Source organism: Paenibacillus sp. FSL M7-0802 (genome assembly GCF_038004945.1).
GTDB lineage: Bacteria > Bacillota > Bacilli > Paenibacillales > Paenibacillaceae > Paenibacillus > Paenibacillus polymyxa_B.
In genome coordinates this window covers 5,106,394-5,117,257 of the sequence record NZ_JBBOSD010000001.1, presented here as the reverse complement: position 1 = coordinate 5,117,257, position 10,864 = coordinate 5,106,394, and the positions used below count along the sequence as shown (strand labels likewise).

The 10,864-nt window shown below is 46.2% G+C and carries 11 protein-coding genes; 4 read left to right on the top strand and 7 right to left on the bottom strand.

Translation table 11 applies throughout. From position 1 onward, the window contains the following. Positions 1 to 118: 118 nt before the first annotated feature. Together MHB54_RS23310 and aroA are read right to left on the bottom strand one after the other, a co-directional pair. Positions 119 to 553: a CoA-binding protein gene (locus MHB54_RS23310; RefSeq protein WP_013310932.1), complete on the bottom strand. Its 435-nt coding sequence runs from the start codon at positions 551 to 553 to the stop codon at positions 119 to 121. A gap of 33 nt (positions 554 to 586) precedes the next feature. Next, positions 587 to 1,879: a 3-phosphoshikimate 1-carboxyvinyltransferase gene (gene aroA, locus MHB54_RS23305; protein WP_264453599.1), complete on the bottom strand. Its 1,293-nt coding sequence runs from the start codon at positions 1,877 to 1,879 to the stop codon at positions 587 to 589. Positions 1,880 to 2,148: 269 nt separating this feature from the next. Between aroA and MHB54_RS23300 the strand changes: the two genes are divergently transcribed. Next, a complete protein-coding gene (locus MHB54_RS23300; RefSeq protein WP_160790156.1) occupies positions 2,149 to 2,454 on the top strand; it encodes a rhodanese-like domain-containing protein in 306 nt (101 codons plus the stop codon). Positions 2,455 to 2,700: 246 nt separating this feature from the next. Here MHB54_RS23300 and gndA read toward each other — a convergent pair whose 3' ends face one another. Together gndA and MHB54_RS23290 are read right to left on the bottom strand one after the other, a co-directional pair. Next, complete coding sequence (gene gndA, locus MHB54_RS23295) at positions 2,701 to 4,107, bottom strand: NADP-dependent phosphogluconate dehydrogenase (RefSeq protein WP_013310934.1); 1,407 nt, start codon at positions 4,105 to 4,107, stop codon at positions 2,701 to 2,703. Between the two features lie 173 nt (positions 4,108 to 4,280). Further along, positions 4,281 to 4,880 carry a hypothetical protein gene (locus MHB54_RS23290; protein WP_023989339.1) on the bottom strand — a complete coding sequence of 200 codons (600 nt, stop codon included), beginning with the start codon at positions 4,878 to 4,880 and terminating at the stop codon, positions 4,281 to 4,283. A gap of 279 nt (positions 4,881 to 5,159) precedes the next feature. Here MHB54_RS23290 and MHB54_RS23285 point away from each other — a divergent pair, with 279 nt between their 5' ends. Further along, positions 5,160 to 5,792 (top strand): YktB family protein, encoded by a 633-nt coding sequence (locus MHB54_RS23285; RefSeq protein WP_025724011.1) that lies wholly within the window; start codon positions 5,160 to 5,162, stop codon positions 5,790 to 5,792. A gap of 25 nt (positions 5,793 to 5,817) precedes the next feature. Here the strand turns inward: MHB54_RS23285 and MHB54_RS23280 are convergent, their stop codons facing one another. Beyond that, on the bottom strand, positions 5,818 to 7,101 hold the full coding sequence (locus tag MHB54_RS23280) for an MFS transporter (protein WP_023989342.1): 1,284 nt from the start codon (positions 7,099 to 7,101) through the stop codon (positions 5,818 to 5,820). Positions 7,102 to 7,288: 187 nt separating this feature from the next. Here MHB54_RS23280 and MHB54_RS23275 point away from each other — a divergent pair, with 187 nt between their 5' ends. Continuing rightward, positions 7,289 to 8,764, top strand: coding sequence for an aminotransferase class I/II-fold pyridoxal phosphate-dependent enzyme (locus MHB54_RS23275; protein WP_013310938.1), 1,476 nt, complete (start codon positions 7,289 to 7,291; stop codon positions 8,762 to 8,764). 105 nt (positions 8,765 to 8,869) lie between these two features. On the opposite strand, the gene MHB54_RS23270 is transcribed toward MHB54_RS23275, so the two are convergent. Further along, positions 8,870 to 9,175, bottom strand: coding sequence for a DUF1292 domain-containing protein (locus tag MHB54_RS23270; protein ID WP_007431055.1), 306 nt, complete (start codon positions 9,173 to 9,175; stop codon positions 8,870 to 8,872). A gap of 79 nt (positions 9,176 to 9,254) precedes the next feature. Next, a complete protein-coding gene (locus tag MHB54_RS23265) occupies positions 9,255 to 9,812 on the bottom strand; it encodes a hypothetical protein (RefSeq protein ID WP_023989343.1) in 558 nt (185 codons plus the stop codon). A gap of 201 nt (positions 9,813 to 10,013) precedes the next feature. Here MHB54_RS23265 and MHB54_RS23260 point away from each other — a divergent pair, with 201 nt between their 5' ends. Next, on the top strand, positions 10,014 to 10,772 hold the full coding sequence (locus tag MHB54_RS23260; RefSeq protein WP_340982039.1) for an MBL fold metallo-hydrolase: 759 nt from the start codon (positions 10,014 to 10,016) through the stop codon (positions 10,770 to 10,772). Positions 10,773 to 10,864 lie beyond the last annotated feature (92 nt).

Here is a 10,864-nt window from a genome sequence, read left to right as displayed (position 1 = left end):
ATTGCTAAAAGTATAATATACTTTACCATATTCCTCATTTCGCACCAAAAACCTTCAACCCTGTGAAGCAAGGGAAGAAGGTTTTCATGTGCGTATAGCACGGGTCACTGATCCTTGTTTATCCTTTACGTACAGCCTGGGTCACTGAGTCCTCCACCTTAATGCAACGATCCATAATAACCGTCATTCCATGCTCCTGCGCAATGTCAGCGGCTTCCTGGCTTATAATCCCCTGTTGAAGCCATAAAATCTTAGCTCCAATAGCTGCTGCTTCACGCGCAACCTCTGCACAGTATTCACTGCGGCGGAATACATTGACCAGCTCCACAGGCTCAGGTACTTCAGCAAGACTGGCATAACAAGTCTCCCCAAGAATCGTTTGCCCTGCCGCCGCAGGGTTAACCGGAATAATCCGGTATCCCCGCTTCTGCATGGCATAAGAAACCATATAAGAGGTTCGATCTGATTTATCAGACAAACCAACAACCGCAATATTGCCTACTTGTTCCAAAATGGTTTTAATCTCTTCTCTCGACGGATTTTCAAAAGCCATCCTGTTCCCTCCTATTCGCATCTTCGTTTGCTTTTATTTTACCCATTCTACAGAAGCACCAAGCGTCGTTAGATGATCAAAATACTGCGGATACGATTTGGCGACATGATGTGCATCCTTGATCACTAACGGCTTCTGTGAACGCAAACCTACAATCGTCAAGGCCATAATAACACGGTGATCAAAATGCGCGTTAATTTCCACGCCACCTTCGACACCCTCCGGTCTGCCATGTACGATAATTTCCGCTTGGCGTTCTTCTACCCGAGCTCCAGCCTTGGTCAGCTCATTCAAATAATCGGTAATGCGGTCACATTCCTTATACCGTAAATTCTCCACGTTATAAAAGCGGGACGTGCCTTCAGCAAATACAGCCGCAGCCACCATTGCAAGCACAGCGTCTGTTGCAGCATCACCGTCAAACTCGACAGCTTTCAATCGGCCATTGCCCTTCACGACAACGGTATCGTTCTCGTGTGTCAGTGGCACTTCCATCATGCGCAGCACATCTACGATAGCGCGTTCTCCCTGTTTGCTCTGCTCTTTAAGACGATGAATGGTAACATCAGAATTCGTTACTGCAGCAGCCGCTAGCACCGCTGCACTCCCTGGATAGTCTCCCTGTACAGTATACGTACGTGGCTGATAGGATTGCCGCCCCGGGACACGGAAAGACATGTAATCATCGCTTGCATGAATGATAATACCAGCCTCTTGCAATACCTCCAGGGTCTGCCCAATGACCACCTTGGATTTCAAGTCATGCAGCACTTCGATTTCACTGTCTTCCTCCAGTAAAGGCGTAAGGAATAGCAAGGCGCTCAAATATTGTGAGCTAACCGAGCCGGACACCTGAATTTTACCGCCCTTCGCCTGACCACCCTGAATACGAATTGGCAACTTACCTTCACGATGATCTACTTCCACACCCAGTTGCCCCAGTGCATCGATTAGATCATCATGTGGTCTCTTACCCAATGAGTCGGGATATGTATTAACAAATGTAACATCCGGACATAGAGATGCAATACCCATCAAAAAACGGAGCACCGCTCCTGCGTTTCCCACATTCAATTCCTTCACAGCTTGAGGATGGCTACCAAAACCTGTAATAACTATTTTTTCATCATCCTCTTCCAGTACTGCACCCAGATCGGCGATACAACGACGCATAGCATCACTGTCTTCACTATGGGCTGGATAATAAATGGTACTTTGTCCCTCAGCAAGTGCCGCAGTGAGCAGATAACGGGTAGTGTAGTTTTTGGAGGATAGGGCCCCAATCTCTCCTTGCAAGGAAGGGGTAGGTCTAACGATAACATCCATAATGTACATGCTCCTTTTCGGTTCAAACCATCCTATTTTACGTTAATTATACAAGTTGTAGCATTCATTTCTCCACCCAAAAAATAAGAAATATTAATCTAGGTCGCCCGAGTGAATCCCGTCGGTTAATTAATCTATACCTGCCTTTAGGATTAAGCCGATTGACAGCCTAGAGATAGCTTAGCTATCATACATAGAGTGTGTGTGACATTTTGCACACGTCAAAAACATACGTAGCACCCATTATTTATCAGAAAAGAGGTCCGGCCATGACGCAAATCGCCCTGATTGAACCTTCTGAGTTGCGCGCACGTCTGCAAGCAGGAGAGCAATTGCAATTAATCGACGTCCGCGAAGCGGAAGAAGTAGCGGAAGGCATGATTGAAGGTGCCAAGCACATTCCGCTCGGACAACTTCCGGGTCGTCTTGAAGAAATTGAACGCACCGGTGAAATTATCTTTATTTGCCGGAGCGGTTATCGCAGTGAACGAGCCTGCGAATATCTACAGCAGCTAGGTTATGAAGGCTGTACTAACATGACCGGCGGCATGCTGCAATGGGCACAGGAGCAATAGAAAACCTACTTAACAAAAGAGACGGGAACTTCCCGTCTCTTTTGTTTTAACTCAAAGCTTAGACGCGGTAATGCATTAAAACGTTCTGTCCCTATCATACCATAGCCTCAAAAGATTACACAATCCTCTACTACCCTAGAATGATATCCATAATTAAAAATTAAAAAACGGAAGCTTCTTCTACCCATAGGGCAAAAAAGCTTCCGTTGTATTACATAATGCTATTCATGCATATCCGTCCGTTCATTAGAACCATTGATGATGGAATACGCCTTCTTTGTCCACACGTTTGAACGTATGGGCACCAAAGTAGTCACGTTGTGCTTGCAGCAGATTTGCTGGCAAACGCTCAGTCCGGTAGCTGTCATAGTATGCAAGCGCGCTGGAGAAGCCAGGCACTGGAATACCTTGAGATACAGCTACGGAAATCACTTGACGCCATGCATCTTGATACGTTTCAACTACATTTTTGAAGTAAGAATCCAGTAACAGGTTTTTCAAGGCAGGGTCGCGGTCATATGCATCCTTGATGTTTTGCAGGAATTGCGAGCGGATAATGCAACCGCCGCGGAAGATCATAGCGATTTTTCCGTATTTCAAATCCCAATCATATTCATCGGAAGCTGCACGCATTTGAGCGAAACCTTGAGCATAGGACACAATTTTACTTGCAAACAGTGCTTTACGTACGCTTTCGATAAATTCTTTTTTGTCGCCACTGAAGGACTCAGCATTAGGACCGCTCAGCACTTTGCTTGCCGCAATGCGCTCGTCTTTCATAGCAGACAAGAAGCGGGAGAATACGGATTCGGTAATCATGGACAATGGCACACCCAGATCCAAAGCGCTTTGGCTTGTCCATTTACCTGTACCTTTTTGACCAGCAGCATCCAAGATAACGTCTACCATTGGCTTGCCTGTTTCAGCATCGTATTGGGAGAAGATGTCAGCTGTAATTTCGATCAGGTAGCTGTCCAGTTCCCCTTTATTCCATTCCGTGAAGATTTCATGAAGCTCTTCCGCATTCACGTTCAGGACTGATTTTAACAGGTGATAAGCTTCACCGATCAATTGCATGTCGCCGTACTCGATACCGTTATGCACCATTTTCACATAGTGACCAGCACCGTCGGGACCGATATATGTACAGCATGGGTCGCCTTCCACTTTAGCAGAGATTGCCGTTAGAATCGGCTCTACCAGTTTATAGGCACTTTCTTGTCCACCTGGCATAATAGCAGGACCATTCAAGGCACCTTCTTCACCACCGGATACGCCTGTACCAATAAAGCGAAGTCCTTTTTCCTCCAGCTCCTTGCTGCGGCGCTGTGTATCAGGGAAGTAGGCATTGCCTCCGTCTATAATAATGTCGCCCTTGTCCAGATGAGGCACAAGCTGTTCAATCGTGGCATCTGTAGCTTTACCAGCTTGAACCATGATCAGGATTTTACGGGGTGACTCCAATGAGTTCACAAATTCTTCAATAGAGAAAGTACCCGTCAGTTTTTTACCTTCTGCTTCTTTGATAAGATCGTGCGTTTTTTCTGGAGAGCGATTAAAAACCGAGACGGTGAAGCCTCTGCTCTCAATATTAAGGGCTAAATTCTTACCCATTACCGCCAGGCCGATCACACCAATTTGCTGTTTTGCCATCTGGTTCCTCATCCTTTGCAACATATTTTGTCTTCTACATCGCCGCTTTACCGCATTACACTTTATGTGAATCGGAACACGTGCACTTCTATTTTAACGTTTTTGGTGTCAGAAGTGAACCCCTGTCTATTCACAGATCAAAACACCCCATTTTCATGAGGTGTTCAGATGTATTACACTTCCATCATCAACAGTTGGTGGGATAGCGTTTGCAGGCGTTCATGGCAATTCCCGATTTTAGCCTTATCTCCGTCTGTCATCGCTGTGAACAGTTTCTCCAATTCATCGTCTACTTCCATTTTGAGCAGCAGCAGCCGGGTTTCCCCTTCATTGGAAGCGTACATATCCTCCATTTCCTGTGCGGACAGCACCGGTCCTTTCTGATAAATGACACGCTGCTTAAAGCCAGTAACCTCGACCAGACGAATAACCTCACCGAACAAAATATTTTCTACTAAAATATGATGATCCTTAACTCTTTTGACAATGGCATGACCTCGGGTGCTTCCAATCAGCTTCTCCAACCACTCAGCCAGCTTGGCATCGCGGATTACATAATCTCCAGCCAACTTGTAGTGTCCTGTGCGCAGCTGTTGAAAACGGAGCTTCACCAGCTTGCGCCCGGTTCTCACCGACAAAACCAGGTACGACTCATCCTCGCTCCAGTACAGCGAATACCCTTCCGATATCAAATCCTTGATCAGATTATGGATATGCCGACGGCTAAACCGGAGCTCTAGATTGCAATATTCTACCTCACAGCCCTTGTTCACGGCATTCCCTCCTTTTTCAAGTCCGATTCAAGAAGTCCGGCTACAGCAAGCCTGCGGCTTTCCCGCTTGATCTTCCCTTGCTCTATTTTATACTTCATTTTATGTAAGGGTACTTGGTTATTTGACCTATTTTTATGAGTAACAGCGCACAATCCTACTTTTGCCTTATATGCTTGTTTCAAACCTGGTCTAAAGTCGGCCACGCCCGGCGGCATTATGCTATAATCGGACATATTACGCCACACGACATGGCCTAACCCAGTTACAGGAGGAAAAGGAATGACATTTAGTGGATTTACTGCAAAGGACTTCGATGTTTTTGAAATACCGGGGTTGGAGCCTCGTATGGAAGTGCTGATTCAGCAGGTTCGGCCCAAGCTGGAGGCAATTGGCGAGGAATTGGCCCCGTTCCTGACAGACTTATGTGGGGAGCCTATGCACGTTCACGTTGCCAAGCATGCACGACGGAAAGTCAATCCCCCCAAAGATACTTGGGTTGCCTGGGCGGCAAACAAGCGCGGATACAAGGCGCTGCCGCATTTTGAGGTAGGCATGTTCGCTTCCCATCTTTTCGTCATCTTCGCAATTATTTATGAAAGCCCGAACAAAGCTACATTTGCCCAGGCGCTCGAAGCCAACCTGAGTGATGTACGTTCTAACCTACCGGATCATTTTTACTGGTCCATGGATCATATGGCTCCAGAAGGCACAGAACAACAACACATGGATAATGAAGATTTTCAAACGATCATCCACAAGCTGCAACAGGTAAAAAAAGCGGAGGTCATGTGTGGAATCCGTATTGACCGAGAAGATCCACTCGCCAGCGACGGGGCTGCATTATTACAGGCTGTGCGTTCTACCTTTGAGCATTTACTGCCGCTGTACCGAATGTCTTTCTCGAAAGAGTAGCCCTCGCCGCTTTTCAAGGTGCTGTTCAGGCCTCCACAGTCTTCCTGCGTGGATTACGCGCCAGAGCCAGGTGGCAGCCAAACATGAGCAGCATCACGACCCCACTGATGATAAATGGTGCTGTGTGTCCGGCACGGTCCCATAGCACTCCTGAAACGAGCGGGCCTATAACCATGCCGGAGCCTTGAAGTGTTAAAAAAAAGCCCCATACCGTTGCTCGCTCGCTTTCCGGAATCAGTCGGGCAAGAAATGTGTTCCATGCAGGCAAAATGAGCGCATATCCCAAACCAATAAGCGCTACGGATACAAACACCAGCGGAATAGAGCGAACGATTGAAAAGAGAAACAGTGTAATTCCGGCTAGCAAAAAACCAACATGTAGAAAATACTCCGTTCCAAGTCGGTCGACCAACTTGCCGCAAGGGATCAGTGCCAGCACAGTCACCCCACCGCCTGCAATCAGGAGGACGCTGTACAGGTTTGGTGAAATCCCGAGGTCCGTCCGAGCGTATAGCGTCAGTACCGGGCTGATTAAACCGATAACAAAAGACTGCAAAAACAGCGCCGGGTAAATTAACGGATTGACGTTAAGCTTTGTTTTGAGCACGCCAATCGTCTCCTGGATTCCTTTCAGAACTCCCCGCTTCTGCTTTATGTGCCCATCAGACGACACTAGAGCGCTCTGTTCGAGGTCACCTTTGTTAGCAGACCTTTTCGGTCCTGGCAGCATGAGAGCAACCAACAACAATACAACACTGCATCCTATCAAAATCATGAACACCATGCCGTAAGAATGCCCATAGTGGGATATGGCGAAGTTCATAATGAGCGGACCCAATCCCGTTCCGCCCATAGACGCAATTTCCAGTGTGCCCATCGCCGCGCCATTGCTGTTATTAGGCCCGGACATTTCGGTCGTTCCGGTCATAACACAAGGCCAGAGCGGAGAAGTACCCAGACCGAGCAGCAGACACGCGACGACGAGCCACACGGGCTCTGACAGTACGCTCAGCATAATAATAGCTACAAGCGTAAACAACAGTGCGGTCGACATCGTTCCACGGTAACCAAGCCGTTCAGCCATCCAGCCCGCCGGTGCCCGGAACGCATTGTCTCCAAAATATTGAAGTGAAAAGGCTAAACCAATAATCCCGGCTGACAAACCAAGCGTTTCTCCCATATATACCGGAAGGATGGATACCAGAAGAGATCCTTTCATAAATTCGACTAGAAATACCAAAACCCACAATTTGCTAAAAAAAGGAGTCCACAGCCGCTGCGGAGCTTCTTTTCGTCCTTTTTGCCACATCTAATCCACATCCTCCACCTTCGTTTTTTGGCTATAAAGACCGGGTTCTCCGCCTACTCCACTCTTTCGCAAATAAATGCGCCCTCAATCGCTTGCATTCCTACTTCAAACTGCTATACTCAATTTTGTTCTATTATCACTTGCACAGGATTGTCGAAATCCTGCACGAAAGGTTGTGACAACACTAATGAATCAAAGCAACACCCCGCTTTTTACTGCTTTGAAGAAGCACGCTCAGAGCAACCCGGTTCAATTTCACATCCCAGGTCATAAAAAGGGAGTCGGAGCAGATCCGGAATTTCGCGAATTTATGGGGGATAATGCCTTTTCCATAGATATGATCAACATCGCTCCATTGGACGATCTGCATCAACCAACAGGTGTCATCGAAGAAGCCCAAAAGCTTGCAGCAGATGCCTTCGGAGCAGATTATACTTACTACAGTGTACAGGGGACAAGCGGAGCCATCATCACCATGATTATGTCCATTTGCTTGCCAGGTGATAAAATTATTGTACCCAGAAACGTACACAAATCTATAATGTCTGCCATTATCTTTGCTGGTGCAAAACCAGTATTCATTTCTCCAGTCAGTGATGAAAATCTCGGTATTCACCACGGGGTTACAACCAAGTCCGTACGCCGGGCATTGGAACGCCACCCTGACGCCAAGGGCGTCCTTGTTATCAACCCGACATATTACGGTGTGTGCGCCGACTTAAAAGAAATTGTAGATCTCGCTCACAGCTATAATGTGCCGGTCCTGGTCGATGAGGCTCACGGGGTACTGATTCATTTTCATCCTGATCTACCGATGTCCGCCATGGAGGCGGGAGCAGACATGTCAGCTACAAGTGTCCACAAGCTGGGCGGTTCCTTGACACAAAGCTCGATCTTGAATGTAAATACGAAAAACGGATACGTTAACCCACAACGTGTACAAACGATTTTCAGTATGCTGACAACGACATCCACTTCGTATCTCCTGTTGGCTTCCTTGGACACATCCCGACGCAACCTAGCACTTAACGGTCATGAAATAGCACAACGAGCCCTTGATTTGGCTGAATATTGCCGCTCAGAGGTTAACAAGATTGAAGGACTATATTGCTTTGGTAGTGAAATTCTCGGCACGGAAGCTACCTACGATTATGATCCAACCAAAATTACGGTTCATATCCGTCATTTAGGTCTTACCGGATACGATGTCGAAAATTGGCTGAGAGATCACTACAATATCGAGGTTGAGCTTAGCGATATGTACAATATTCTCTGTTTGGTGACCCCTGGTGATACCAAAGAGGAAATTGAAATTTTGTTGAAAGCTCTGCGTGAGCTGGCTTCTCTGCACTATTCCACAGGTCAGGAGCATGAACTGGTTGTAAAGATACCGGATATTCCTCAGCTCTCCCTTATTCCAAGAGACGCTTTTTATGGAGATACGGAAATCGTGCCTTTCAAGGAATCTGCTGGCCGCATTATTGCAGAATTCATTTATGTGTATCCACCTGGTATTCCGATCTTACTGCCAGGAGAAGTTATTTCGCAGGACAATATTGATTATATTGTTGATCATGTAGAAGTAGGCCTGCCTGTTAAAGGACCTGAGGACCGAACAGTACATCAGGTGAAGGTTATCGTCGAGACTGACGCTATTTCATAATATTGAACTGTCAACACATGCTTACAAAATATGTTGATAGCCAACAAAAAAAGCCCCCATTTGGGGGCTTTTTCTTAAAGAGCTATGCAGCTGCTACATCCAATTCTATTCGTATTGGGCAACAAGCTCGCTATATGCGGCTTCTACACGTTTCCACTCATCTTCGTCCTCAATATTGTAAAGCACCATTTCTTCGTTTTCTTCTTCCATACGAAGAATAATGCCATCCGCTTCGGGATTGCCTCGCTCAAGCAGAAGAGCATAAACGTGATCTTCTACGTCAAAGGTCTCTACCAGCACCATTTCTACATCTTTACCATTTTCATCAGTTAGCGTAAGAACCATTTCTTCATGTTCGTGGTCATGATCGTGGTTGCAGGCTTCACCGTGTTCATGTTTGTGATCACTCATGGAAATACCTACCTTCAAATTGTTTTATTTTCCCCCGTATCGTAACATGATCAAGGGTGCAGGTCAATTTGTGGTATGCCTAATTTATCGCTGTAATGACTTTTTCGGACACCAGGGTATAGCTGCCGTCTTTGCTCTCTTTAATGTAGAAACCAACCCGGTAATTCCCTGCTGTTTTGAAATCATACGTAAAGTCGTTCGTACGGAACCAGAAGTTATCCTTTTGCGCTCCTTTGATATCTTGGGACTGAATATCCTTCACGTTGCCTGAAGGGTCGGTGATCGCTACCTTCACTCCAGAGATATCTGTTTTCAAGGTATCAATTTGACTGAATACATTAAATTTCACTTTATTGCCTTTATTCACGTTACCAAACACCGTATCTCCCTTGAACAGGAACATATGCACGTTAGGCTGGTCGAAAACAACTTTTCCACCGGATGGATCAAAATTTACAAGTCCGTTAAAATCACGGATGGGCACATAGGTTTTCCCATCAATGACAACTGCGCCATCTTTTGACACTTCTCCATTAATAATCAACTGCACTTGGTCCTTGGCGGATTCCGCCGAAATGGCGGTCCCTCCCATTATTGAAAAGGCCATCACTAGGGCCATCACTTTTCTCCATTTCATCACTACTAATCCCTCCATCGTTATCTGTTTAAAACCTTCTGTCGTACATTTATACCTAGCTCAGCCGCACAAGTTGCGCTGTGTTTCACAAATTGTCCAAAGTTTTTACATAAGGAGCCAAATCTTTAGTTCCAGCAGCATAGGTGATAAAATACGACTGTAGAATGTCCTAGTACACAAAGTCCGGAGGGATAATCCATAATGAGCCTAACGATACAAATGCTTGGCACAGGCAGTGCCTTTGCCAAGCATTATTACAACAACAACGCGCTGCTGGACAGCGGAGAAGGTAAACTGCTGATCGATTGCGGTACAACCGCTTCTTTAGCATTACACCAAATGGGCGTCCCTTTGCCTGATATTGGCGCAATTTTAATCACACATATTCACGCAGATCATGTCGGAGGTTTGGAGGAATTCGGTTTTCAAATGAACATTCTCCATCGTCGCAAGCCTCTACTTTATATCGCCGAACCACTAATCCACCCTTTGTGGGAACATACGCTCAAGGGCGGAATGTCACAGCAAGGTATGATTGACAAGCTTGAAGATGTATTCGAGGTAAACGTAATAACGCCTGGTGTACCCACTACATTAGTATCGGGTATCCAGGTGGAGCTAATCCCTACAAGGCATATTCCGGGTAAAAACAGTTATTCAATATTCATTAATGACCACCTTTTTTATAGTGCAGATATGGTTTTTGACCCTGATTTGCTTCATCATCTGGTGCATGAACGAGGATGTCGGAGTATTCTGCACGAGGTTCAATTACAAGGCGCTGGAGAAGTCCATACGACGTTGGACGAGCTGCTAAGCTTGGCGCCATCTCTTCAAGAGCGGATTCATCTGATGCACTATAGTGATGATATGGAACAATTCAGGGAGAAAGCAGGAGTCATGTCCTTTCTGGAGCAGCAACGAGTATATCAACTTACAGAGTTGGAACGTGCAGAGTAGCATGCTAAATACAGTTTGAACAATTAACAAAAAGCCGCCTGGCTTTCCTACAAAGGATAGCCAGGCGGCTTGCTGTTCTTGAATATAATGAT

Coding starts and splice junctions, on each gene's coding strand:
- MHB54_RS23310 (WP_013310932.1), bottom strand. CDS start 553: ATGGCTTTTGAAAATCCGTCGAGAGAAGAGATTAAAACCATTTTGGAA.
- aroA (WP_264453599.1), bottom strand. CDS start 1,879: ATGGATGTTATCGTTAGACCTACCCCTTCCTTGCAAGGAGAGATTGGG.
- MHB54_RS23300 (WP_160790156.1), top strand. CDS start 2,149: ATGACGCAAATCGCCCTGATTGAACCTTCTGAGTTGCGCGCACGTCTG.
- gndA (WP_013310934.1), bottom strand. CDS start 4,107: ATGGCAAAACAGCAAATTGGTGTGATCGGCCTGGCGGTAATGGGTAAG.
- MHB54_RS23285 (WP_025724011.1), top strand. CDS start 5,160: ATGACATTTAGTGGATTTACTGCAAAGGACTTCGATGTTTTTGAAATA.
- MHB54_RS23280 (WP_023989342.1), bottom strand. CDS start 7,101: ATGTGGCAAAAAGGACGAAAAGAAGCTCCGCAGCGGCTGTGGACTCCT.
- MHB54_RS23275 (WP_013310938.1), top strand. CDS start 7,289: ATGAATCAAAGCAACACCCCGCTTTTTACTGCTTTGAAGAAGCACGCT.
- MHB54_RS23270 (WP_007431055.1), bottom strand. CDS start 9,175: ATGAGTGATCACAAACATGAACACGGTGAAGCCTGCAACCACGATCAT.
- MHB54_RS23265 (WP_023989343.1), bottom strand. CDS start 9,812: ATGAAATGGAGAAAAGTGATGGCCCTAGTGATGGCCTTTTCAATAATG.
- MHB54_RS23260 (WP_340982039.1), top strand. CDS start 10,014: ATGAGCCTAACGATACAAATGCTTGGCACAGGCAGTGCCTTTGCCAAG.